The sequence below is a fragment of the Pantoea sp. B550 genome, from assembly GCF_024158165.1.
Lineage (GTDB): Bacteria > Pseudomonadota > Gammaproteobacteria > Enterobacterales > Enterobacteriaceae > Pantoea > Pantoea alfalfae.
This window is the reverse complement of the sequence record NZ_JAMYXI010000003.1, coordinates 1272945-1298501: the sequence shown is the minus strand read 5'-3', so window position 1 is coordinate 1298501 and position 25557 is coordinate 1272945. Positions and strand designations below refer to the sequence as shown.

Here is a 25557-nt window from a genome sequence, read left to right as displayed (position 1 = left end):
CCTCCAGCATACCCGGAACCCTTTTTTGAGGTTCGCACAGTGGGTATACGCATTCCCGTCACGCTCGGCGCCATTGAACCTCTGGCCCTGACACCCTTCAAAGCTCAGAAAATTGCCCTTGTCTGTGAAGGCGGCGGTCAGCGCGGCATTTTCACCGCAGGCGTATTAGATGAATTCCAGCGCGCCCGATTCAACCCTTTTCAACTGATGCTCGGCACTTCTGCCGGTGCACAAAATCTCTCTGCCTTTGTCTGTGGTCAGCCCGGCTACGCCCGTCGCGTGATTACCCGCTATACCACCAGTAAACTCTTTTTTGATCCGCTGCGCTTTGTGCGCGGAGGCAATCTGATCGACCTCGACTGGCTGATCGATATTACCCGCAGTGAATTTCCGTTGGCGATGAGCAGCGCGGAACAGCTCTTCTCCAGCGGCCGCGAGTTTTATATGTGCGCCTGCCGCAGCGACGACTATTCGCCCGGCTACTTTACGCCCACCGCCGAGAACTGGCTGGATCTGATTAAAGCCTCCAGCGCCATTCCCGGTTTTTACCGGCTGGGTGTCAATCTGGAAGGGATAAGCTATCTCGATGGCGGCATCAGCGATGCCATTCCGGTGCGTGAAGCTGCCCGGCGCGGGGCCGATACGATTGTGGTGATCCGCACCGTACCGTCGCAGATGTTCTATACCCCGAAATGGTTTAAACGGATGGAGCGCTGGCTCAGCACCGGCGCGCTGCAGCCGATGATTAACGTGCTGAATAAGCATGAGCAGAGCTATCGCGAAATTCAGCAGTTTATCGAGAATCCGCCCGACGATTTGCGCATCATTGAAATCTTCCCACCGCACGTGCTGGCCAGCAGTGCCCTGGGCAGCCGTGTTGCCGCGCTGAATCAGGATTATCATCTGGGACGGCGCTGTGGTCGCTATTTCCTCGCCACGCTGGGCCAGTGGCTGAGCGATGCTGAACCTATGATCTCAGCGCGCATTGTCACCCCACCTGCGCCGGTCGCTAATGCACCGGATACCCGACGGATCATTACGCCGCCGCTGGCGGACAATGATGCGAATTACGACAAAGGATCGCTGGCATGACGTTTATCGATACGCACTGTCATTTCGACTTCCCGCCTTTTGAAGGGGATGTTCCCGGCAGCCTGGCGCGCGCCGCTGAGGCGGGTGTAGAGAAGATTATCATCCCGGCAATTGATGCCAGCCGGTTTGAGCGCGTCTGCGCGCTGGCCGTGGAACACCCGCCGCTCTTCGCGGCGCTGGGCCTGCACCCTATCGTCATTGAAAATCACCTTGAGGCGCATCTTGGGCAGCTGGAAACCTTACTGCAACAGCGGCCACGTAAGCTGGTGGCGATCGGCGAGATCGGGCTGGATCTCTATCGCGACAATCCGCAGTTTGATAAGCAGCAACGCTTTCTTGAGGCGCAGCTGAAGCTGGCGAAACAGTATCAGCTGCCGGTGATCCTGCATTCGCGGCGCACCCATGACAAGCTGGCGCAGATTCTGCGTCGTCACGATCTGCCGCGCCGTGGCGTGGTGCACGGTTTCGCTGGCAGCCTGCAACAGGCGCAGGCCTTTATTAAGCTGGGTTATGCGATTGGCGTTGGCGGAACTATTACCTATGAACGCGCCAGCAAAACCCGTCAGACCGTGGCGCAACTGCCGCTCTCGTCGCTGCTGCTGGAAACCGATGCACCCGATATGCCGCTGCAGGGCTTTCAGGGCCAGCCAAACCGCCCGGAACGGGCGCGTCAGGTGTGGGAGGTGCTCTGCAGCCTGCGAGAGGAGTCACCCGAAGAGATTGCCCATGCGCTGTGGCACAACAGCCAGCAGCTGTTCCGGCTCGATCCCGCTTTCCCGGCGCTGCGTAACTGACCGGATCTGCCTAACCTGCGCTTAAATGTGATAATAGTAACATTCGGCCAGCTGGCGTATAATGGCTACCAGACGCTGTTATCTGCGATTTTCGTCACAGTGAGTGTGACGAAATTGCACCAATTTCTTATCCCTATGTGACTACTGGCACATATCAGGCCGCTTCTGAGTGTTATTATTATAACATTCCGCCGGCAAGCCGGTGGGTTGCACCCCGATCCTTTGGAGAGCCTCATGACCGATATTAAACCTCTTGCCCTGCGCGCCCTGAAACTGATGGATTTAACCACCCTGAATGACGACGACACCGACGCAAAAGTGATTGCCCTTTGTCATCAGGCTAAATCCCCGGCAGGCAATACCGCCGCCATCTGTATCTATCCGCGCTTTATTCCGATTGCGCGTAAAACGCTGCGCGAGCAGGGTACGCCGGAGATCCGCATCGCCACGGTGACCAACTTCCCGCACGGCAATGACGACATCGATATTGCACTGGCAGAAACCCGTGCCGCCATCGCCTACGGTGCGGATGAAGTGGATGTGGTGTTCCCGTACCGCGCGCTGATCGCCGGTAACAGCCAGGTTGGTTTCGATCTGGTAAAAGCCTGTAAAACCGCCTGCGCTGAAGCGGACGTGCTGCTGAAAGTCATCATCGAAACCGGTGAGCTGAAGGAAGAAGCGCTGATCCGTCAGGCTTCTGAGATTGCCATCGATGCAGGTGCTGACTTCATTAAAACCTCCACCGGTAAAGTACCGGTTAACGCCACGCCGGAAGTGGCGCAGATCATGATGAATGTGATCCGTGACAAAGGCGTCAGCCAGCAGGTTGGTTTTAAACCGGCGGGCGGCGTGCGCACCGCTGAAGATGCCGCGATCTATCTGCAGATGGCAGAAGAGACGCTGGGTGCTGACTGGGCTGATGCGCGCCATTTCCGCTTTGGTGCATCAAGCCTGCTGGCGAGCCTGCTCAACACCCTGGGTCATGACAGCGACACCAGCAAAGCGGGTTACTGATCCCTCAGGCGGTCGCTGACCGCCTGTTCTCCATCCTGATTTCCCTGAACCAGGGGGCTACTTTGTTCCTGCCACAAGAAATTATTCGAAAGAAACGTGACGGCCAGGCGCTGACTGAAGAGGAGATTCGCTTCTTCATTAACGGCGTGCGTGATAACACCGTCTCGGAAGGTCAGATTGCCGCGCTGGCAATGACCATCTGGTTCCATGATATGACGCTGCCGGAGCGGGTTGCGCTGACGATGGCGATGCGTGATTCCGGTACGGTACTTAACTGGAAATCACTCAACCTCAACGGGCCGGTGGTGGATAAGCACTCGACCGGCGGCGTTGGTGATGTGACATCGCTGATGTTAGGGCCGATGGTCGCCGCCTGTGGCGGATATGTGCCGATGATCTCCGGTCGTGGCCTGGGTCATACCGGCGGTACGCTGGATAAACTGGAAGCGATTCCGGGCTTCGATATTTTCCCCAGTGATGACCGTTTCCGCGACATCATCAAGCAGGTCGGTGTGGCGATTATCGGCCAGACCAGCTCGCTGGCGCCGGCAGATAAGCGTTTCTACGCCACGCGTGACATCACCGCCACCGTCGATTCTATTCCGCTAATCACCGCCTCGATTCTGGCGAAGAAGCTGGCAGAAGGGCTGGATGCACTGGTGATGGATGTCAAAGTGGGTTCCGGCGCATTTATGCCAACCTATGAAGCATCAGAAAGTCTGGCGCAGTCGATTGTTGGCGTCGCCAATGGCGCAGGCTGCCAGACCACTGCACTGCTGACGGATATGAATCAGGTACTTGCCTCGTCAGCCGGTAACGCGCTGGAAGTGCGCGAAGCGGTCCGCTTCCTGACCGGCGAACAGCGGAATCCGCGCCTGTTGGACGTGACGCTGGCGCTCTGTAGCGAAATGCTGATCTCCGGCAAACTCGCCGCCAGCGACACCGACGCGCGTCAGAAACTGATGACAGTGCTGGATAACGGCAAAGCAGCCGAGGTGTTTGGTCGCATGGTCGCTGCCCAGCAGGGACCTGCCGATTTCGTTGAACGCTACGACGCCTATCTGCCCGCGCCAATGCTGAGCAAACCGGTCTATGCCGACCAGCCAGGCATCGTCAGCAGCATGGATACCCGTGCGCTGGGTCTGGCGGTGGTGGCGATGGGCGGCGGACGTCAGCGCGCCAGCGACAGCATCGATTACAGCGTTGGCTTCAGCGAAATGATCACCCTGGGCGAACGTGCCGATGCACAACGTCCGCTGGCGGTCATTCACGCCAGCAGCGAAGACAAATGGCAGCAGGCCGCCGCAGCGGTTAAAGCTGCGCTGGTGCTCGGGGATTCCGCCCCGGCTGAGACGCCGGTTGTCTATCGCCGTGTGAGCGATCTCAGCTAACTGACCAGTAACCGGTGCCAGCCACGATGCATTCGGGTATACTGATCTGATCGCTTTTTTTTGACTTGTCACGCGCCAATGCGCAGGAGACTTGCATGAAACGTGCTTTTATTATGGTTCTCGATTCCTTTGGAATTGGCTCCAGTAAAGATGCCGATAAATTCGGCGACGCAGGTTCAGATACCCTGGGTCATATCGCCGAAGCCTGTTTTAACGGTGAAGCAGACAAGGGACGTAAAGGTCCATTGCATCTGCCTAATCTCACCGCGCTGGGGCTGGGTAAAGCCGCCGAGCTGTCGACCGGCCGCTTCCCGGCGGGTCTGGATCCTGAGGCAAAAATCACCGGCGCGTACGCTTACGCCAGTGAGCTTTCGTCAGGTAAAGATACGCCGTCAGGCCACTGGGAGATCGCCGGTGTGCCGGTGCTGTTTGACTGGGGCTACTTCAGCGACAAAGAGAACAGCTTCCCGCAGGAACTGCTGGACAAGCTGGTAGCGCGCGCCGACCTGCCGGGTTATCTCGGTAACTGCCACTCTTCAGGTACGGTGATCCTTGACCAACTGGGCGAAGAGCATATGAAAACCGGCAAGCCGATTTTCTATACCTCTGCGGACTCCGTGTTCCAGATCGCCTGTCACGAAGAGACCTTTGGTCTGGATCGACTCTATGCGCTGTGCGAAATCGCCCGTGAAGAGCTGACTGAAGGTGGCTACAACATTGGCCGGGTTATTGCCCGTCCGTTTGTGGGTGACAAAGCGGGTCAGTTCGAGCGCACCGGCAATCGTCACGATCTGGCAGTCGAGCCGCCATCCGCCACCATGCTGAAAAAGCTGGTGGATGAGAAGGGCGGTCACGTGATCTCCGTGGGTAAAATCGCCGATATCTATGCTGAGCAGGGCATTACCAAAAAGGTCAAAGCGACCGGTCTGGATGCGCTGTTTGACGCGACGATTCAGGAGATGAAAACTGCGCCGGATCAGGCGATTGTTTTTACCAACTTCGTTGATTTCGACTCCACCTGGGGACATCGCCGTGATGTCGCCGGTTATGCGGGTGGGCTGGAGCTGTTTGACCGTCGTCTGCCTGAGCTGATGGAGTTGGTCGGAGAAGATGACATCCTGATCCTGACCGCTGACCACGGCTGTGATCCGACCTGGGAAGGCACGGAGCACACGCGTGAGCACATTCCGATTCTGATCTACGGACCAAAAGTGGAGCCGGGTTCACTCGGATACCGCGAAACGTTTGCCGATATTGGTCAGACAATTGCACACTATTTTGGCCTGTCCGAGATGGACTATGGCAAGAACATGCTGTAAATCAGCAATTTAATAAGGATTAAACAATGGCAACTCCACATATTAATGCTGAAATGGGCGATTTTGCAGACGTTGTACTGATGCCTGGCGATCCGCTGCGCGCAAAACACATCGCAGAAACCTTTCTGGAAAACGCGGTTGAAGTGAATAACGTGCGCGGCATGCTGGGCTACACCGGTACTTACAAAGGCCGTAAAGTCTCTGTGATGGGTCACGGAATGGGTATCCCTTCCTGCTCCATCTACACCAAAGAGCTGATTACGGACTTCGGCGTGAAAAAAATCATCCGTGTGGGCTCCTGTGGTGCCGTACGTGCCGACGTAAAACTGCGTGATATCGTGATTGGTATGGGTGCCTGCACCGATTCCAAAGTGAACCGTATGCGTTTCAAAGATCACGACTTCGCGGCGATTGCTGACTTCGACATGGTGCGTAACGCGGTTGATGCGGCGAAAAACCTGGGTGTTGAAGCGCGCGTGGGTAACATCTTCTCTGCCGATCTCTTCTACACGCCGGATCCGCAGATGTTCGACGTAATGGAAAAATATGGCATCCTCGGCGTTGAGATGGAAGCTGCAGGTATCTACGGTGTGGCCGCTGAGTTCGGTGCAAAAGCGCTGACCATCTGTACCGTATCAGACCATATCCGTACGCACGAGCAGACGACGGCTGCTGAGCGTCAGACAACCTTCAACGACATGATCAAAATTGCGCTGGAGTCTGTCCTGCTGGGTGATTAATGCACGCGGCGGGTGACGATTCCCGCCCGCTGGCCAATCGCCTGTTCAGATCCTCCCTGACCGGAGGATCTGAGTTCCCGCCTCGCTTTCCCGGTAACATTCACATCAAATGACACACTTTTGCTGAGGCTTGTGCATCTTCGCGCTGGCACGCCTGCGATCGCGCTTTATCATGGTGCGCAACAACAGATAATAATTAATCGCCTGATAATGTCCCCTGATGAACTTTCGTAACTTCGACGCTGAAGAGAAGCTGTTTGCCCGTCGCGCCGCAATCGCCTTTGCCCTGGTCTGTCTCTGTTTCACCCTTCTTGGCGTAAACCTTTTCCGCTTACAGGTGCGCGACCATGCCTACTACCAGACGCGCTCCAACCAGAACGACATCAAGATGATCCCCATTGCCCCGACGCGCGGGCTGATTTATGACCGCAACGGTATTCCACTGGTGCGCAACGTCAGCTGGTATGCCATCACGCTAACGCCTTATAAAATCGACGATATGGACGCCACGCTGCGGGCGCTGACGCCGATCGTAAATCTGACACCCGATGAGATTGACACTTTCCGCCGTGCGCTGAAGCAGACCAGCCGTTACAAGCCGGTCGTGCTGAAAGAGGAGCTGACCGAAGAGCAGGTCGCCCGCTTTGCGGTCAATCAGTTCCGCTTTACCGGTGCCAGCATTGAGACCTACCAGGATCGTGAATATCCCTATGGAGCCGATCTGGCCCATGTGATCGGTTATGTCTCGAAAATCAACGATAACGACTACAAACGACTGAATGCGGAAGGTATCGCCGAAAACTATGCGGCTGACCACAACATCGGCAAGCAGGGGATTGAGGGCTATTACGAAGCGCAGCTGCATGGCAAGCCGGGCTATCGGGAAGTAGAAGTGGATAACCATGGCCGCATTGTGCGAGTGCTGAAAGAGGTGCCGCCGGTCGCGGGTAAAAACCTGACGCTGACGCTGGATCTGCATCTGCAACAGTATGTGGAGAGCCTGCTGGCAGGGCAGCGTGCGGCGCTGCTGATTGAGGATCCGCACGACGGCTCCGTGCTGGCGATGGTCTCCAGTCCCAGCTACGACCCGAATCCGTTTGTGAAAGGCATCAGCTATCAGGCTTACAAAAAGCTGCTGCAGGATAAAGACCTGCCGCTGATCAACCGCGTCACGCAGGGACTCTATCCGCCCGCCTCGACGGTGAAGCCTTATATGGCGATGTCGGCGCTGCTGACTCATGTGATTACGCCACAGTCGCAGTTCTTTGGTGCGCCGACCTGGACGCTGCCGGGGACGGACCGGCGCTATCGCGACTGGAAGAAAACCGGGCACGGTATGCTGGATGTCACTCGCGCGATAGAAGAGTCGGCCGACACCTTCTTTTATCAGGTGGCTTTCATGATGGGCATTGACCGGATTCACACCATGCTCAGCCAGTTTGGCTATGGTAAATCGACCGGCATCGACCTCAATGAGGAGTACAACGGTTTGCTGCCAGGCCGTGAATGGAAACTGAAGGTGCACAAAAAGGCCTGGTATCAGGGCGATACGGTTTCAGTTGGCATTGGTCAGGGCTACTGGATTGCGACACCGATTCAGATGGTGAAAGCGATGGTCGCGCTGATCAATAACGGTCGGGTCATCGCACCGCATCTGCTGGAGAAAACCCAGCGCGGCACGCTGGTGGAGAACTACCATCCACAGCAGCACGAGGCACAGATTGGCGATCCTCACTCACCCTACTGGTCGCTGGTGCGTCACGCGATGTTTGGCATGGCTAACGCACCAAACGGCACCGGTTATAAATATTTCCATACGGCGCCTTATGGCATCGCCGCGAAAAGCGGGACGTCGCAGGTGTTCAGCCTGCGTCAGAACCAGACTTATAACGCGAAGATGATCCCGGTGCGGCTGCGCGACCATATCTTCTATACCGCCTTTGCCCCGTTTAATGACCCGAAAGTGGCTGTGGCGTTGATTCTGGAGAATGGTGGCGGTGAAGGGATAACGGCTGCGCCCGTGATGCGGGATATTCTGGACCATATCTTTATCCCGCCAGTACCAGACGCGCCGGTGCAGGGCACACCTGATAAATAGGGGGCGAGCGCCCCCGAAGAGTGTCAGACTTTAAGCGTTTTGGTCACCTGGCCGATGGCGCGCACCACGTCCGTTGCGCCTTCACGGATTTCTGCAATCACGCCGCCCGCCTCCTGAGCCAGTTGTACGCCCTGATCGGCACGTTTCAGGTTCGACTCAATACCTTTCAGCGCCCGGCTGGCCAGCAGATGATTTTGCTGAATCCGGTTTTCGATGTCGGTCGTGGCGCGGTTAATGTTGGCTGCCAGCGTGCGGACTTCGTTAGCCACCACCGCAAAGCTACGGCCATGGGTGCCGGCCCTTGCTGCTTCAATGGCGGCATTCAGCGCCAGCAGGTTAGTCTGATCGGCGATCCGACGGATGCCTTCCACAATTGCGCCGATACGATCGGAGGACTCACTCAGGCCGGTAATATCACCGGAGATCCCCTGCAATTCGCCCGCCAGCGCATTCATAGTCTGCACGCTGCTGGCGATAACATCGGCACCCAGCTTTGTGCTTTCATCCGTTTGCAGCGCGGTGTGATAAGCCCGCTGTGCCGCATCATGCTCCTGCTGATTCTTTTCCACCTGTGCCGTCACATCCGTGGCGAATTTGACGATTTTGTAGAGCCGGCCCTGCTCGTCAAATACCGGATTGTAGGTGGCGCGCAGCCAGACCGTCTCGCCACGTTTATTCACCCGGGGAAACTGACCCGAGACAAATTCACCCCGGTTCAGTTGCTGCCAGAACTCGCTATATTCGCGGCTGTCGCGTACAGCCTGCGAACAGAAGTGACGGTGGTGGATCCCTTCTACCTCCTCACGACGGTAGCCCATGGTTTTCAGGAAGTTGTCGTTGGCTTTAAGCACTTCACCTTTGAGGTTAAAGGCGATCACCGCCATCGACCGTTCAATGGCGGTGGTGATGGCGCGCTGCTCCTGTGCATCGTTGATATGACCTGTAATGTCGGTGGCCAGTTTGACGATTTTAATTACCCGGCCATGGCGGTTTTGCACCGGCACATAGTTGGCTTCGAGCCAGATTGGGCGGCTGTTTTTCGCCATACGCAGAAATTTATCGCTGAAACTTTCACCCCGGTTCAGTCGCAGCCAGAAATCATGATAGTTGCGCGACTGAAGCTGTTCCGGCGTACAAAACAGGCTGTGGTGCTGGCCTTCAATCTCTGTCAGCGTGTAGCCCATGCGCGCCAGAAACAGCGCATTGGCGCTGAGAATGGTGCCATCGGGGGAGAACTCAACCATGGCGATGGAGCCGTTGAGTGAGCTCAGCGTGGCCGCTGAGTGTGCCCGCTTCTGCCAGCCGTGGCGTGAAGCGATACCTGATGTAATGGTGGAAAACATGGCGATCCTTATTATTAGTATTGGTCTCACCTCCTATATCGGCAAAATCGCGGCACAATGGAGCCTTTACCGCTCTGCTGACTAAAATTTACCCGGTCAGCCACGACATTTTTGCATCAGGTCAAACCCGATATTTGAGTTGATGGAAAAGCCGTCAGTCGATGTGATTTTGGTGAAAAGCGTTTGACGCTGCCGGGCCGCTTTGGTTTAATGCGCCCCGTTGCCCGAATAGCTCAGTCGGTAGAGCAGGGGATTGAAAATCCCCGTGTCCCTGGTTCGATTCCGGGTTCGGGCACCATCTTTAAAGAACCCGCCTCTGGCGGGTTTTTGCGTTTTGAGGCGAACCCGTTATCGACGGTTCGATTCACTCGCCACATCCTGTGACTCGCCCTTCGGGTCGCGCTGGCACGCGATGCAAAAATGCTCCCGGCATTTTTGTCCGGGTTCGGGCACCATCTTTAAAGAACCCGCCTCTGGCGGGTTTTTGCGTTTTGAGGCGAACCCGTTATCGACGGTTCGATTCACTCGCCACATCCTGTGACTCCATAATTTGAAACCCTCGCTTCGGCGGGGGTTTTTGCGTTTAAAGACAATACTCAGCGAATGTATGCCTCTGCGCTGATTTCAGCGTTAATCTGCACTTCGCGAGCCAACAGATTCGTCGTAAGCAGATAAAGAACGACTGCGCTATGGGGCCGTTTTTCGTACGGCCCGGCCTGGAAGAACCTAATTGATTGTTCGTTTTTTGTTCGATTATTGAAATGAGATACAAGATTTATGAATGTTGCTAAGGCATGCTTAAAACGTCTAAGACAAGGCATAAAAGGGTATTTATAAAAATAAGGGAGTTAACTGTGGAACAGATTGAAACACAAATTTCTCAGCACATTAATGGATTACCAGAGTCGCTGATCAACTATTTTAAAAACGACTATGAAGCACACCAAGGGCATACGATAGTGTTGGCCGTAATGCTATTCGTGAAGAAGGGAAATATATTCCTGCCTTTTTCGACAGCCCAGGTGTCCTGAAATTTCTTTCCCGAATTACCGGTGAGGAAATTTATCGCGTACCTTACGAGCCTGAAGAATTTATCATCAATTCCCAAAATAAAAGTGGCGATACTCATGGCTGGCATTGGGATGACTATTCGTATGCTTTAGTATGGGTAATTGATGAGCCTGATGTGCTTTCAGGCGCCCGGGTTGAATTTATCCCGCGCATTCCCTAGAAGAAAGAGAATACAAGAGAGTGGATTAAAAAGACGCTGGCTGAATATCCGGTTATTAGTCGTCATGTTGCTCGTGGCCAGTGTTACCTGCTAAGGGCCAGGGATGCTCTTCATCGTATAGCGCCGTTAACGCAGGAATCTCGTCGCACAGTTATCGTTTTTACGTATGCAAATGAGCTGGACTTTAACGACGCATCGCTGACACATGATTCAATGGAAGAGATTTATCCACAAGATACAGCTCAATAAAAAATAGTAAGAATAATGGAGGGTACAATGTCAGCAGGTGGCATGAACGATAAAACAGGATTTCCTGTGTTTTTTACAGAAGTGCCCAATAATCTCGGTCGCTATCAGGACTATACTTTCGCATCAGAAAAATTTGCTAATTTGTTCCCTCCATCTGAATACGCGTCTGTATTAGATATATGCTGCGGCATAGGAAAAATGAGTCATGCTTTATTTCTTCAGGGGTATAAAGTGACTGCCATAGATTTATCTTCTGAACAAATTGAAATAGCAAAAAAGGATGCCTCAGGCCCAGGTTATTACCAGGCTGATATGAAAGATAATCCCGGTAAAAATTACGACCTGTTAATTAATATATATAAAAGTTTCGGGTACTACACCACTGAGGCAGAAGATCTGTCACTTTTCAGATACTGGTATGGGTTATTACGTCCGGGCGGTGTTCTTGTAATGGAACTTGCTGATATGGAAAGAGCAAGAAATTGAATTAATGCAGAGGGCGTTTTAGTCCGGGAAGATAATGGCGTTACGGAATATCTTCATATGGATTGGAATAAGAGACTGCTTAGGGTTGATTATCATAATCAATCCCAGCACTGGAGTTGCCTCACAAGGCTCTATGAGAAAGAAATGCTCAGAGATGAGTTATTAAATGCAGGCTTTGAAAGCGTGTCGTTATAGGGTGATTTCTCTTTGAAGAAAAAAGAGAAAGACGACAATCTGGTTATCATTGCACGTAAAGGATTAAAATGAAAAGATACATCTGTATTGTTGATGCGTATTCTACAGGTGCTGAGTTAGCGCCTGTTTTCAAAAAAGATGGCTGGACTTGCATTCATATTCAATCATCCCCGGAGATTCCACTGGAATATCAGCAAACATTCAGACATGAAACCTTTGATTTCCTGATTTCGCCGGGTGATGAATCTCACAGTGAATTTTTGAGGATAGCCGAAGAACTTAAGCAACTGTCGCCAGAATATATTATACCTGGAACCGAAACCGGTGTTTATATCGCAGACCTCCTGTCTTCGTTAGTGGGTACCCCCGGGAATTCAATAGACACCAGTGCTTTGCGTCGCAATAAATATGCAATGCAGGAGGCCTTAAAATCAGGGGGAATCAGCTCTATACCTCAGTTTTTAACCGACTCTGTTGAACAGGCAAAGAAATGGGCTGGTGAGCTGAATAAGTGGCCTGTCGTCGTCAAACCCGTGGATAGCGCTGGAGCGGATAGTGTTCGCTTTTGCAACACGGTTGATGAAGTACAGAATGCCTTTAATAAAATATATGGTAAAAAAAATAAATTAGGTTTAAAAAATAGCACTGTTCTTTTGCAGGAACGCCTTATCGGAAGGCAATATATTGTCAATGCGGTCAGCATCAATGGACAGCATCTGATTACAGAGATATGGTCTGATGACAAAAAGGAAGTTGAGAATGCATCGCTGATCTGTGAAAGGGAAATTCTTCTGCCTTACTCGGGTGAAGTACAGGATCAGCTTGTCAGATATATGGAAAAAGCGCTGACTCTTCTCGGTATCGCCAATGGCCCGTCTCATAGTGAAGTAATGATGACGGAATCCGGGCCTGTGCTTATTGAAACCGCTGCCCGAATGCAGGGAACTATCATGCACAACGCGGTTGTGTCTGCATTGGGATATAGCCATGTCACACTTACTGCCGAACGTTATGTGAAACCTGAACGTTTTGCTGCCAGGCTTGGAAAGAATTATATGCTCAAAACTCAGCTGCAATGTATTACACTGGCTTCAGAATTTGAGGGTGTGGTTAAAGTTAATAATTGCGAAAAATTGCTTAAGTTACTCCCATCCTATTTCGGCATGATGCACACGCCAGATGCAGGCGAGAATATATACAGGACGACGGATCTTTTTACTAATCCAGGTATTATTTACTTGTGTCATGAAGATGAAAAGCAAATTGACAGTGATCATGCAAAGATCAGAATTTATGAAAAAGAAGGTAAACTTTTTGATTTAGCCTGAGAATAATATGAATAATAAAAATTATCTTTTTGGTCTATTGATGGTCTTCCTCTATAATTTTCTTGATGCTGTAAAGGAGGTTTATTCGGGATTCCTTGTTCAGGATAATCATCCTTTAAGCATCACTTTTATTGTCTTTTCAATTGCAATGCTCTTTTTTCAGTCTTATGGTGTTATTTTTAACCGAAGGAATTATGTTTCTACGGTGCGATTTTTTGCACCCGTAGTAATTTTAAATATTACTACAGCGGGTTCCTGGATAACATTTTTCTATTGCATGAAGTGTCTTGAGCCCGCGGTGGCGTCTGCTATTATAACAGGCGTAGCACCGTTAATGATTATTTTCATTGCACCAATGTTTTTTAAAAATGAATCTCATCAATACAAAGCTATATATATTTCCGGGATTACTGTTTGTTCTCTTTGGCTCGCTCTGATTAGTTTGCATCAGGGCCGGTTTATCTATAACTATTCTTCATCAGACGTTATGGCTGGCGTGATGATGGCGGTGCTCTGCTCTGTCTTCAGTATCTTCTCTAATATTTTTAGCAGAAAACTGAGTGACAAAGGTTGCTTACCCTCTTCGATCATGGCACATCGCTTTTACATTACAGTATTTATAACAATGAGTTATAGCATGGATTCATTTGGTTATAGTGCGATAGGTGAAACCCTGTCACCGGGTATCGTCATCCTTGCTATATGTGGCGTGGTTATACCACTTTGGTGTCTGCAGTACGGCATAAAATCTTTACCACCTGCCAGAGTTATGGTTTTTATTTCTGTAAATCCGATTTTTACTTTCATTTTTCAGTTATTTGACCCGAGATTATCGCCATCACTTTCCTCACTTGTTGCAATTCTGTTAATATTTTTCTTCTCTCTTGCGTCAGAGATATGGGGCGTAAAGCCGAAAGGAAAGGTTGAATCAGATGGGTATCACGATATATCGGAAGATCGCCGGAATTGAGGTCACATTATCAGACAGCACCAATCATATTTTTCCAAAGCACTCTCATGATGAGTTCTACATTGGTGCTAATGTCTCGGGAAGAGAAAAGATTTAGTTAGATGGAAAAAATGCTGAGGCCAGTGTTGATGAGATAACCATTTATAATCCAGGTCAGATTCAGGCTGCTGAGCCTACACCCTATGAATGGTACTACTACAGCTTTTATGTTTCCCCCGAGTCAATGATGGAATTTACCGGTCTCCATTGTGATGATCATTTCAAAAAAAACATTATCGCAGCGCCTGATGTGGCAGCGGAAATACGTCAGGTCGCTGCATTTGCACTCGATCGCCACACGTCAGATTGCGAGATTAACGAACGCGTGGCGAGTGTTCTGCAATCAGTGCTTTCTCGGTCAGGCGCACATCCGCATATCGCGATAAAAACAACAGATAAAACTGTTGTTGATTATGTGGTAAGGAGACTAATGGATGATTTTCATTTTCCTCCTACGCTTCAAATGTTGGCAAATGAAACAGGCGTCTCACCCGTCAAACTGGTCAGAATGTTTACTAACGTTAAGGGACTTCCGCCTTTTGCATGGATTAAAGGAGCACGATTGCGTCAAGGTAAGAATATGATTATTCAGGGGAAAGCTATATCTGACATTTCAGCTCAATTAGGTTTCACCGACCAGGCACATTTCACGCGAAATTTTAAAAGCATGTTCGGGGTTACGCCTGGTCAACTTTATAAGCTCGCACAATAAAGATGCTGTGAGGGCGTTAACTTAATTAAGCTTTTTAGCATAGTCAGAATTACGCTGAGCCAGCGTCTGACAGGACACAATCCTGCAGCGCTGCCTTACTATCCTTTCTCTTTTGTTTATTTTGCTGTTTCATCTGCTCCTGACGTCCTTAATCCGTAAACCTGACTCACCCGGCAAGGCACCGCCACTGTGGGGTTTAACCGCGGCAGGCTGTGACACGTAAGGTAATTGGGTTCCTGGTCTGGCGTAGCCGCGGGTTATGCACAGCGCCTTGCTGCGGTCAGTGGAATGTAATACCGATGTACTCACTACTGCCTGAAGATTCTGATTTTCACCGCTCTCCGGCCCATTGCTTGTCTCAATTCTACAACGATACAAACAGATTTCATGGCGAAATCAATTTGCCGCTTCGCCTCTGTGCTGCGTTGCCAGACTGGCACCGCCTGATATCCTGTCCAGCCTGCAATTGACCGTGGCTAATCGTGTTTTATAAGCCACCCTTTACAGAATCATCCTGACAGGCACAATACCCCTTTTTCCTCCTCTTACATGGTTATGTCAGAAGAAGCGCTGCGTCTGCAAATACAGAACCTGAAAAAGCACAATGCGCGTCTGAAGCGTATAGCGCATGATGCCCGCACCAAACTCAATGCGGCGCTGGATGGCACCGGACTGTTTCTGTGGCAGCTCGATATTCCCAGCGGCAAGCTGGTGATCTTTAACCGGCGCTGGGGCGCGATGCTCGGCTTCCAGCCAAAAGAGACCGACGCCAACTTCGAATCGTGGAAAGAGAGCCTGCATCCCGATGACGCCGCCGAGGTTTTGCGAGCGTTTAACGATCACATTGCCGGAAGAGCGCCTTACTACGAAGCGCTGCATCGCATGATTGCCAAAAATGGCAGTATCACGTGGGTGCTGGATCGCGGTCGGGTCAGTGAGTGGAACGCGCACGGCGAGCCGGTTAAAGTCATTGGCACTCACATCGACATGACCAAAGAGAAGCAATATGAAGAGCAGCTCGCCCTGCTGGCGCTGCACGATCCTCTTACGCTGCTCAACAATCGCCATGCTCTGCAAAATGATTTCTGTGAAATGAAAGCGCAGGGGCCGCTCTGCGTTGTTTTTATTGATCTGGATAACTTTAAAAACGTCAACGACACCCTGGGGCATCGCAGCGGTGATGAAGTGTTAATTCAGTTAAGTCAGCGATTGACTGATCTTTCCCCGGCAGAGGTTATCATCGGCCGGCTTGGCGGCGATGAATTCGTCCTGCTATTGCCGTTTGCACTAAGCGAGCCGCAGGTCAGACAGCTGGCGCATGCCTGCCTTGACGCGGTACTTACCCCTTTTGATTTGGCTAACGGGCAAGCGCACATAGGCGCGTCAGTAGGCGTGTCACAGGTTCGGGTAAAAGATGACTTTGATACCGCCCTGGCACGGGCTGATGAAGCCATGTACCGCATTAAGAAAAATGGCAAACGCGGTGTGGCCTTTGAGCCCGCTTTCCCGGATCCCTTCTGATACTGCTCTACTGGACCGGACAGCAGCCTGGCCTGCTGTTAGTACGTCATCTTATCTCTCGTCCCGGCTACCTTTAATCCATAATTTTGAGCCTTGCCTTTGGCGCGACGTGCGATAAAGCAGTAGTAACCGACAAAAAAAGGTTTTTCGTATTATTCTTAATTATGGTTTTTAGAAGCAAATTGCCTCGCTTTTTCCGCTTCGCTTACCTGGTATTACCACTCCAGAATCAGAAGTGTTATTTGAATTAAAACTCTCGTTAAAACAGCATAACTGATCATTTAATGATCAATTTCAGCTATTTTAAGCGGGTGGATTTAACTCTTTACGCTTCGCTTATTTATAACGTCATGAAAAACTAAATTAGTGTTATTTGCCGCTTCGCTTAGGGAATTTGATCGTTTGTTGATCATCTTCACTAACTGATATTGATGTAGTTTTCTCAATACCGCTTCGGTTACTATTTTTTCAATTGGACATTTTTCGAAAATGATCGATTAATAGGGCGCGGCGATTTTTGTAAGCAATCTTTTTTACGCCGTATCCCTTTTTTAAATAGTACAGAGCGATAGTTGAAAGGCGTTACCAATCCGGATGAAGTTTGTACTGCCAATAAGGTGATGCTGTAACAGATTTTTATTTGTCTTTCTTGATCGGTCCGATTTTCTGTCTACATTTATGTTGCTGAATCGGCCTGATGAAGCATTAACTGTGCAAATTCTGATTTCAACTTCAAAGAGGAACACAGAATGACTCAATATCGCGGTGGGGCCGGAAATTTTGCGGCTGATAAGGAGCGTGCTGCGGAAGCAGGACGCAAGGGCGGTCAGAAAAGCGGCGGGAATTTTAAGAACGATCCCGAACGTGCCATTGAAGCCGGACGCAAGGGAGGTAAGGTAAGCCGCAGAAGCTAAACGCTTTTAAGGTTGCTGTAACAGCAGTTTAATGCGTTTGCCGGGCTGTGCAGATTCTCTTTTTATTTGCCTGCAAGATAATTACCTCCTGAATTATGTCGCTGATTTATCATCGGCACAGAGAGACACCGTTAATTAAACCGGTTGGGATTTCCCTGCCGGTTTTTTATTTTCTATCGTTTAAAGTTATACGAATTAATAAAGTCCTGTACAACTAAGTTTTAAATGGCGCTTTTTTCATGCACATAATCTGAAAAAATTTATGCAGCGATTTATTGCTTTGTACAAATTCAACCTGCCTGGCGAAGCCGGAGCCATAAAAAATTTATCCGCTAAATCACTGCTGTGAAAAGGAAAATGCATTTTATATGCTAGTTCTGTCTTAAATTCAGGCTGATGAAACGTGCGATATTAAGAATCTCCACTAGACTTTTCAGGTGTCAACGACATGACTGGCGTTGCGTTATTATCGACGCAGCTTTTTAAACAATGAGGCTATCTTATGACAGTGAAAACGTTAAACGATCTGTTCATCCATGACCTATCCGATGTATACAGCGCTGAGAAACAGATAACCCGTGCATTGCCTAAAATGGCGCGCGCAGCCAGTGACGAAAACCTTATCGCTGCGTTCAATCAGCACCTGGAAGAGACCCGTGCTCAGATTGAACGACTTGATGAACTGGTGGAAGTAACACCTGAAGTCAAAATCAAAAGAATGAAATGCCATGCGCTCGAGGGTCTGGTTGAAGAGGCGCAGGAAATTATTGACTCGGTCGAGAAGGGCGAAATCCGCGATCAGGGGCTGATCGGTGCAGCGCAGAAAGTGGAGCACTATGAGATTGCGACTTACGGTACGTTGCATGCGCTGGCGCTGAAGCTGGGTTATACCAAAGCGGCAGAGCTGCTGGCCGCGACTCTGGATGAAGAGAAACAAACCGATGAGAAACTCACCTCGGTAGCCGAAGCTATTACTGTCTCTTAAGGAGTAACACATGACAGCGATCGAACACTATCATGACTGGCTGCGCGATGCGCATGCGATGGAAAAGCAGGCAGAAAGCATGCTGAGCAAGATGTCAGGCCGTCTTGAACACTATCCGGCGCTGGAACAGCGTCTGGCGCAACATCTGGAAGAGACTAAGCATCAGCTGACCCTGCTGGAACAACTGCTCGACAGCCACGGTATCGATCACTCTGTGATGAAAGATGCGATGGGTAAAATGGCGGCGACCGGCCAGGCGGTGGGCGGTATGTTTAACTCAGATGAAGTGGTGAAGGGTGCCATCAGTGGCTACGTTTTTGAGAATGCTGAGATCGCCAGCTACACCAGCCTGATCGCCGCGGCGGAGCAGGTAGGCGATACGCAGGGCGTTCGCATTCTCAACGAGATCCGCGATCAGGAAGTGGCCATGGCGGAGTGGCTGCTGCAGAACCTGCCTGACGTGACTCAGCAGTTCCTGCAACGTGCATCACAGCCGGGCACTGAAGCGAAGAAGTAACGCCTGACAGCCTGCATGAAAAAAGCCGGGAATTGCCCGGCTTTTTGCGTTTTAGTAATTTGGAGGCTGCGACACTCAGTCAGCCATTAAATGCCCATACATCGTCATCAGCTTACGGGTAACGCCGTTCGTCCAGCCAAAGCCATCCTGTAACGGATATTCACCGCCGCCGCCGGGGCGCGCGCGTTCTCCGCTGATGTCATACTTCTCGACCAGCTTGTGGTGAAGCTGATAGAAGTTATTCACCGTATTAAGCCAGTTTACCGCGACTTCACTTGCCAGCGTCTCTTCACCGTAGTTATTCAGGCCAACAACGGCCATCCACTGCATCGGTGCCCAGCCGTTGGGACGATCCCACTGCTCACCGCTTTCCACCATTGAAGTCAGCAGGCCACCGTTGCTCAGCAGCAGATGACGCAGTGAGATTGCCTGCAGATGCGCCTGATGCGGCGTCGCCAGACCCACAAATAGCGGAACCACAGAGGCAACGGTAAAAGCACCGAAACGTTCACGACGCCAGTCGTAGTCGCGGAACACACCAGCGGTGCTATCCCAGAGGTAACGGGTGATAGCACGTTTCCGCGTTTCCGCTTTTTTCTGCCAGGCCAGCGCCGTCAGCTCTTCACCTTTGGCGTGCGACAGAGTGGCAATCATCAGCTCCAGCTTGTACAGGAACGCGTTCAGATCGATGGGGATAAACTGCGTTGTACGGATACTCGACAGCCGTTTCGGGTTACGCAGCCAGCGCGAGGAGTAATCCCAGCCCGACTCTGCACCAGCACGCAGGTCACGATAGACTTCGCTGGCCGGACGTCTGGATTCGCGCGCGGTTTCGACATCTTCCATCCACGACTCATCACGTGGCGTATCGCGGTCATCCCAGTAACGATTCAGCAGCGAGCCATTTGGCATCCGCACGACGTGACGATAAGCCTGGTTTGGCATCAGTGAGCCGGCACCATCCATCCAGAACTGGTACTCCTTCATCAGCTGTTCCTGATAGCGCTTAGCACCGCGCACGCCATCTTCTTCGAACAGCTCCACCATCAGGGCAAATACCGGCGGCTGGGAACGGCTGAGATAGTAAGTACGGTTGCCGTTTGGCACATGACCGTAGTTATCGATCAGCCAGGCAAAGTTATCCGCCATGTGACGCAGCAGGTCATCACGGCCCGACTCCGCCAGGCCCAGCATGGTGAAGTAGGAGTCCCAGTAGTAAGTTTCGCCAAAGCGTCCGCCCGGAACTACATAAGGTTTTGGTAACGGCAGCAGCGATGAGTGCGGCATATGCTGCTGTGGCATTTTGGTCAAAACTGGCCACAGGTCATCGATATGCTCATTGAGCGATTTATCCGGGTTGGAGACATAAAAACTTTCGTTTACGCCAGGCAGATAAAAGTGATCGGCAACAAAACGCGACAGGTCAAAATCACTGCTGCGTTTCTGTCGACGATAGCGCATCAGCACATCCAGCGGATCGTACTTAGGCGAACAGTCGGGGAAGGTTTTGCTGTCCTCGAAAATCCGCGACATCTGGACATGTTCAAACAGTTCCAGATAACGATCGGCAGGCGTGAGCGCATCCGGCGCCGGTAAGCCTTCAATCAGCTCCGGTTCCGGTTCAGAATCCTGCATGCGATCCAGTTTCAGTTCATGGGGATCGTATTGATACTCAACTTCCGCCCCGGCACGAACCTCTTCAAGTGCATTTTGTTGCTGGCGATGGGTATTAATAACGGCCTCCTGAGCGGTCGTGGTTGCACAAAGGACAAATTATAGACCTCTCATCCCAGGGAACAACAATGCAGAATATCTATGAACGTAATAAAAATTGTCGATTAATCGAGCTTTTTTAATAAATTCCAGTCAATTCAACCAAATATAGCGGTGTTCACAAAAAACGCATTTCAGATGAATCTCTTAGCGACCCGAATAAAAAAATTTAACCTGAAGAAAACTGGCGTTTATTCACATTTTGTAAAAGAAACCGCAGCTGCAAAGGGTGCAGAAAATGGCATACGCAACGGAAATCAGGGCAGGAGTGGGAAGTGAGCGGGCCAGGTTGCCCGCTCTGAGAAGGCTGGATTAATGGTTCGCCAATGCTGCGCGGATCACCGCCTGCCAGCTTGTGGTCGGGCGACCGATCAGTTTGCTCAGCTGACGCGAATCATCAAACAGACCCCCTTTTTCTGCACCAGCATCAGAATCTGCCAGCATCTCTGCCAGACCTTCTGGCAGGCCAGCGCCTTTCAGCGCGGCGGCAAAGTCAGCCTGAGACAGGTTGACGTAATCGACCTTCTCCCCACTCTGTGCGGCAATCTCCGCAGCAAACTGCGCCAGCGTGTAGCTGTCGTCGCCGGACAGCTCATAGACTTTGCCCGCCTGATCGTCACGGGTCATCACTTCAGCCGCCGCTTCAGCGTAATCCTGACGGGCAGCTGAGGCGATGCGGCCTTCACCCGCCGCGCCGATAAACGCATGATGCGCCAGCGCCGGAGGAATGCTGGCGGCATAGTTCTCGGTGTACCAGCCGTTGCGAAGCAGGGCAAACGGGATACCCGAGGCTTTCAGCAGCGCTTCAGTCGCGCGATGTTCAACACCTAAACCCAGCGGTGAGGTATCCGCATGCAGCAGACTGGTGTAGGCGATAAAGCCCACGCCTGCCGCCTTTGCAGCGTCGATGACAGCTTTATGCTGCGCCTCACGCTGGCCCACTTCACTGCCCGAGATCAGCAGCAGCTTATCCACGCCTGCAAAAGCGGCCTCCAGCGTCTCTGGCTGGCCATAATCGGCCTGGCGCACAATCACGCCCAGCGCAGCAAGATCGGCCGCTTTGGCGGGCGTACGCACAGCGGCAACAATTTCTGCCGCCGGCACTTTTTTCAGTAATGCATCGATAACGATTCGGCCCAGCTGGCCGGTGGCACCTGTAACTGCAATCATGGGATGACTCCTGTGGCTGTTGGTGAAATCCAGACTAAGATATAAACTAATTTTTAGTAAGTACTTACAGAATTGTTAGTTTGAGGTGTGCAGATTAAATGTCTGAAAAACTCAGTGAAAAATTTAGTCGTGGTGAACTGCTTAACGTTAACTGTCCGTCGCGCGACGTACTAAAACGGGTGACCAGCCGCTGGAGCGTACTGATCCTGCTGGCCCTGCAGGATCAGACGCTACGCTTCAGTGCATTGCGCCGTGCGGTCGGTGGCGTCAGCGAACGGATGCTGGCGCAGAATCTGCGCTATCTGGAGGAAGATGGCTTCGTGCAGCGCATCGCTTACGATGTTGTGCCGCCGCACGTAGAGTATCGTCTGACCCCGCTTGGCCGCGAAGTCAGTGAACAGGTGGTGGGGCTGGCGGACTGGCTGGAGCTGAATCTGAGCCGGATTCTGGCACAGCGTGAAAAATCTGCAGCTGAGTAAAATTCTCAGCCTGTCAGCTATCTCGTCGTGAAGTGGGGGATGCTGGCAGAAGATTTCTGATCTGCTCTTCTCTTACTTCACTCCCTGAAACCGGAATAACGTAACGGCAGCGAAAATAACCCCAGCGGTTTTTACGCCTCTTTGCTGGTTATTAAATCATTTTATCAAGCTCAGGCCTGGAATAACTGACTGCTTCGTACGTGCTGTTAATTCATAACGGCTTTTTGACCCATTTTATTAACATCTCTGGTGGCGCTTAACTGCGCTGCTCTGGCTATTTTTCGCCAGGATCCAGGTCTGGATTAACCCGGGTAAAGCAAAAAATTAAACAAAGCGGTTCAGATAACTATTTACTAATGTAACTCTTTAAGAAATAAGGTTATTTAAATTATTTACTCTCAATTTTGCCCTTTTTTAAAACCGGATTTATAAAAAAATAGCTTCTGAAAACAGCCGGTTGAAGGCTTTTTTTAGTCAGGTGTTGCTTTGCCGACGTGAAATTTTAAAGTGACAAATACCGTAACATTAACGACACATAAATACGCTCTGATTAACCTTTAATCCTTATTTTTAAATAAATAATTCCCGCTAAAAACAATGATCAAAATCAACAAAGACTGTTATAGTTTTCATTAACCCCACTGTTTCTGTTTCCTCGTCGCGGATAGTTCTAAATTTGCGGCGGGAATTTCAATAAGCGCAGAGAAGTCAGCGCATCAGGCTTAAGTTGTTAATAATAAGTAAATACATGGTGTTCTATGTGGCAAAGAGGTAAGCAATGTTCGGATTAGATGCCTTTCATCTGGCCAGGATTCAGTTCGCATTTACTGTTTCCTTCCATATTATCTTTCCCGCCATCACCATCGGTCTCGCCAGCTTCCTGGCTGTACTCGAAGGTATGTGGCTCAAAACCCGCGATCAAACCTATCGCGATCTCTACCATTTCTGGTCCAAAATCTTTGCCGTTAACTTCGGTATGGGTGTGGTATCAGGGCTGGTAATGGCTTATCAGTTCGGTACGAACTGGAGCGGCTTCTCAGAGTTTGCCGGCAGTATCACCGGCCCGCTGCTCACCTATGAAGTGCTGACGGCGTTCTTCCTGGAAGCGGGCTTCCTGGGCGTGATGCTGTTTGGCTGGAATCGCGTAGGTCCGGGTCTGCACTTCTTTGCCACCTGCATGGTCGCCCTGGGGACACTGATTTCGACCTTCTGGATCCTGGCCTCTAACAGCTGGATGCATACGCCGCAAGGCTACATCATTCAGAATGGCATCGTGGTTCCGCAGGATTGGTTCAAAATCGTCTTTAACCCCTCTTTCCCTTACCGGTTGTTCCATATGTCGGTGGCGGCGTTCCTGGCGAGTGCCTTCTTTGTTGGGTCGTCGGCGGCCTGGCATCTGCTGAAGGGCAACAATAATCCTGCCATCCGCAGGATGTTCTCCATGGCGTTGTGGATGGCGCTGATCGTCGCGCCGATTCAGGCAATGATTGGTGATGCTCACGGTCTGAACACACTGGAGCATCAGCCTGCCAAGATCGCGGCAATTGAAGGACACTGGGAAAACCCGCCGGGTGAAGCCACACCGCTGATTCTGTTTGGTATTCCCGACATGGAGCAGGAGCGCACCAAATATGCGCTGGAAGTGCCTTATCTCGGCAGTCTGATTCTGACGCATAGTCTGGACAAGCAGGTTCCGGCGCTGAAGTCGTTCCCGAAAGAGGATCGACCTAATTCAACGGTGATTTTCTGGTCCTTCCGCGTGATGGTGGCGCTGGGCCTGCTGATGATCACGCTCGGCGTGATCAGCCTGTGGCTGCGTTTTAAAGGGCGTCTTTATGAGTCGCGTCCGTTCCTGTGGTTTGCGCTGCTGATGGGACCATCGGGTCTGATTGCGATTCTGGCTGGCTGGTTTACTACTGAAATCGGTCGTCAGCCGTGGGTGGTTTATGGCGTTCAGCGTACCATCGATGCGGTCTCGGCACATGGCGATATGCACATGAGCATCAGCCTGCTGGCCTTTATTCTGGTCTATAGCTCGGTGTTTGGCGTGGGGTATCACTACATGATGCGTCTGATTAAGCAGGGACCGGTTGTCGGCGAAGGTCATACCACCGAAGAGGGTGGACCGGGTCAGAAGAAAACGCCAGCGCGTCCACTTTCCGCTGCCACCTTTAAGGATGGAGACCACTAAGATGATCGATTTTTCCGTTATCTGGTTTGTGATTATCGTCTTCGCAACCCTGATGTATATCGTGATGGATGGCTTCGACCTGGGCATTGGTCTGCTGTTCCCGTTCAATAAAGATGCTGGCGAGCGCGACATGATGGTTAATACCGTCGCGCCGGTCTGGGATGGTAATGAGACCTGGCTGGTGCTGGGAGGCGCAGGCCTGTTCGGTGCGTTCCCGCTGGCCTATGCAGTCATCGCCGATGCACTGTCGATTCCGCTGACCGCCATGCTGATTGGTTTGATTTTCCGCGGCGTTGCCTTCGAGTTCCGCTTTAAAGCGGTGGAAGGCCATCGTGCATTCTGGGACAAGTCGTTTATTGCCGGTTCGATTATCGCCACCTTCAGTCAGGGTGTGGCGGTCGGTGCATTGCTGGATGGCATTCCTGTTGAGGGGCGCCGCTTTGCCGGTTCCGCAATGGACTGGCTGGCACCGTTCCCGCTGTTCTGCGGTGTGGGTCTGGTAGTGGCCTATGCGCTGCTGGGCTGTACCTGGCTCATCATGAAGACCGAGAATGAACTACACCGTAAGATGTCTGCGCTGGCGACGCCGTTGGTGATTGCGCTATTAGTGATTATTGGCATCGTCAGCCTGTGGACGCCGTTTGCGCATGCCGACATTTCTCATCGCTGGTTCAGCACGCCAAATCTGTTCCTGTTCCTGCCGGTTCCGGTGCTGGTGCTGCTCTGCTCGTGGGGCATTATTCGCGCCATCAAACGCGAGGCACACTATTCACCGTTCCTGCTGACGCTGGCGCTAATCTTCCTGGGCTTCTCTGGACTGGGCATCAGTATCTGGCCAAACATTATTCCGCCATCCGTGACCATCTGGGCCGCTGCGGCACCTCCGCAGAGTCAGGCCTTTATGCTGGTGGGTAGCCTGCTGATTATCCCGATGATCCTGGGCTATACCTTCTGGAGCTACTACGTATTCCGTGGAAAAATCAAAGCAGACGCAGGATATCATTGA

The 25557-nt window shown here is 51.5% G+C and carries 22 protein-coding genes and 1 tRNA gene; 20 read left to right on the top strand and 3 right to left on the bottom strand.

The window, feature by feature from the left end:
* Positions 1 to 39 precede the first annotated feature (39 nt).
* From NIM72_RS09115 to mrdA, 7 genes are all read left to right on the top strand, one after another.
* Positions 40 to 1092 (top strand): DUF6363 domain-containing protein, encoded by a 1053-nt coding sequence (locus NIM72_RS09115; RefSeq protein ID WP_253420041.1) that lies wholly within the window; start codon positions 40 to 42, stop codon positions 1090 to 1092.
* Positions 1089 to 1886, top strand: coding sequence for a TatD family hydrolase (locus NIM72_RS09110; protein ID WP_161732699.1), 798 nt, complete (start codon positions 1089 to 1091; stop codon positions 1884 to 1886). Before NIM72_RS09115 ends, NIM72_RS09110 begins: the two co-directional genes overlap by 4 nt.
* A gap of 234 nt (positions 1887 to 2120) precedes the next feature.
* The gene (deoC, locus tag NIM72_RS09105) at positions 2121 to 2900 is read left to right on the top strand and encodes a deoxyribose-phosphate aldolase (protein WP_161732697.1); all 780 of its coding nucleotides are present in this window, start codon (positions 2121 to 2123) and stop codon (positions 2898 to 2900) included.
* Positions 2901 to 2962: 62 nt separating this feature from the next.
* Complete coding sequence (gene deoA, locus NIM72_RS09100; protein ID WP_161732695.1) at positions 2963 to 4291, top strand: thymidine phosphorylase; 1329 nt, start codon at positions 2963 to 2965, stop codon at positions 4289 to 4291.
* A 95-nt stretch (positions 4292 to 4386) separates the two neighbouring features.
* Positions 4387 to 5610 carry a phosphopentomutase gene (deoB, locus tag NIM72_RS09095; protein WP_161732693.1) on the top strand — a complete coding sequence of 408 codons (1224 nt, stop codon included), beginning with the start codon at positions 4387 to 4389 and terminating at the stop codon, positions 5608 to 5610.
* Positions 5611 to 5636: 26 nt separating this feature from the next.
* The gene (gene deoD, locus NIM72_RS09090) at positions 5637 to 6350 is read left to right on the top strand and encodes a purine-nucleoside phosphorylase (RefSeq protein WP_090965956.1); all 714 of its coding nucleotides are present in this window, start codon (positions 5637 to 5639) and stop codon (positions 6348 to 6350) included.
* 220 nt (positions 6351 to 6570) lie between these two features.
* Positions 6571 to 8448, top strand: coding sequence for a penicillin-binding protein 2 (gene mrdA / locus NIM72_RS09085; RefSeq protein WP_253420038.1), 1878 nt, complete (start codon positions 6571 to 6573; stop codon positions 8446 to 8448).
* 23 nt (positions 8449 to 8471) lie between these two features.
* Here mrdA and NIM72_RS09080 read toward each other — a convergent pair whose 3' ends face one another.
* Positions 8472 to 9791 carry a PAS domain-containing methyl-accepting chemotaxis protein gene (locus NIM72_RS09080; protein ID WP_161732689.1) on the bottom strand — a complete coding sequence of 440 codons (1320 nt, stop codon included), beginning with the start codon at positions 9789 to 9791 and terminating at the stop codon, positions 8472 to 8474.
* A gap of 222 nt (positions 9792 to 10013) precedes the next feature.
* Here NIM72_RS09080 and NIM72_RS09075 point away from each other — a divergent pair.
* The 10 genes from NIM72_RS09075 (at position 10014) to NIM72_RS09030 (ending at position 18938) form a co-directional block, all read left to right on the top strand.
* Positions 10014 to 10089: transfer RNA gene (locus NIM72_RS09075), tRNA-Phe, on the top strand.
* Positions 10090 to 10645: 556 nt separating this feature from the next.
* Positions 10646 to 10822, top strand: a complete 177-nt coding sequence (locus NIM72_RS09070; RefSeq protein WP_253420035.1) for a hypothetical protein — start codon at positions 10646 to 10648, stop codon at positions 10820 to 10822.
* 476 nt (positions 10823 to 11298) lie between these two features.
* Positions 11299 to 11757: a bifunctional 2-polyprenyl-6-hydroxyphenol methylase/3-demethylubiquinol 3-O-methyltransferase UbiG gene (locus tag NIM72_RS09065; RefSeq protein ID WP_253420032.1), complete on the top strand. Its 459-nt coding sequence runs from the start codon at positions 11299 to 11301 to the stop codon at positions 11755 to 11757.
* Positions 11758 to 12020: 263 nt separating this feature from the next.
* Complete coding sequence (locus NIM72_RS09060; RefSeq protein WP_253420029.1) at positions 12021 to 13280, top strand: ATP-grasp domain-containing protein; 1260 nt, start codon at positions 12021 to 12023, stop codon at positions 13278 to 13280.
* Positions 13281 to 13287: 7 nt separating this feature from the next.
* Positions 13288 to 14250, top strand: a complete 963-nt coding sequence (locus NIM72_RS09055) for a DMT family transporter (RefSeq protein WP_253420027.1) — start codon at positions 13288 to 13290, stop codon at positions 14248 to 14250.
* 223 nt (positions 14251 to 14473) lie between these two features.
* Positions 14474 to 15001, top strand: a complete 528-nt coding sequence (locus NIM72_RS09050; RefSeq protein ID WP_253420024.1) for a helix-turn-helix transcriptional regulator — start codon at positions 14474 to 14476, stop codon at positions 14999 to 15001.
* Between the two features lie 555 nt (positions 15002 to 15556).
* Positions 15557 to 16522, top strand: a complete 966-nt coding sequence (locus NIM72_RS09045) for a sensor domain-containing diguanylate cyclase (protein WP_253420021.1) — start codon at positions 15557 to 15559, stop codon at positions 16520 to 16522.
* 749 nt (positions 16523 to 17271) lie between these two features.
* The gene (locus tag NIM72_RS09040) at positions 17272 to 17436 is read left to right on the top strand and encodes a general stress protein (protein WP_004571242.1); all 165 of its coding nucleotides are present in this window, start codon (positions 17272 to 17274) and stop codon (positions 17434 to 17436) included.
* A 502-nt stretch (positions 17437 to 17938) separates the two neighbouring features.
* Positions 17939 to 18421, top strand: a complete 483-nt coding sequence (locus tag NIM72_RS09035; protein WP_150015696.1) for a ferritin-like domain-containing protein — start codon at positions 17939 to 17941, stop codon at positions 18419 to 18421.
* Between the two features lie 10 nt (positions 18422 to 18431).
* Positions 18432 to 18938, top strand: a complete 507-nt coding sequence (locus tag NIM72_RS09030; RefSeq protein WP_136196597.1) for a ferritin-like domain-containing protein — start codon at positions 18432 to 18434, stop codon at positions 18936 to 18938.
* A 75-nt stretch (positions 18939 to 19013) separates the two neighbouring features.
* On the opposite strand, the gene treF is transcribed toward NIM72_RS09030, so the two are convergent.
* Positions 19014 to 20672: an alpha,alpha-trehalase TreF gene (treF, locus tag NIM72_RS09025; RefSeq protein WP_161732733.1), complete on the bottom strand. Its 1659-nt coding sequence runs from the start codon at positions 20670 to 20672 to the stop codon at positions 19014 to 19016.
* A gap of 351 nt (positions 20673 to 21023) precedes the next feature.
* Positions 21024 to 21881 carry an SDR family oxidoreductase gene (locus NIM72_RS09020; RefSeq protein ID WP_253420018.1) on the bottom strand — a complete coding sequence of 286 codons (858 nt, stop codon included), beginning with the start codon at positions 21879 to 21881 and terminating at the stop codon, positions 21024 to 21026.
* 98 nt (positions 21882 to 21979) lie between these two features.
* Between NIM72_RS09020 and NIM72_RS09015 the strand changes: the two genes are divergently transcribed.
* The 3 genes from NIM72_RS09015 (at position 21980) to cydB (ending at position 25557) form a co-directional block, all read left to right on the top strand.
* Entirely contained in the window at positions 21980 to 22360 is a 381-nt protein-coding gene (locus NIM72_RS09015; RefSeq protein WP_033784031.1) for a helix-turn-helix domain-containing protein, read from the top strand.
* A gap of 778 nt (positions 22361 to 23138) precedes the next feature.
* On the top strand, positions 23139 to 24551 hold the full coding sequence (locus NIM72_RS09010) for a cytochrome ubiquinol oxidase subunit I (RefSeq protein ID WP_253420015.1): 1413 nt from the start codon (positions 23139 to 23141) through the stop codon (positions 24549 to 24551).
* A gap of 1 nt (position 24552) precedes the next feature.
* Positions 24553 to 25557: a cytochrome d ubiquinol oxidase subunit II gene (gene cydB / locus NIM72_RS09005; RefSeq protein WP_013359001.1), complete on the top strand. Its 1005-nt coding sequence runs from the start codon at positions 24553 to 24555 to the stop codon at positions 25555 to 25557.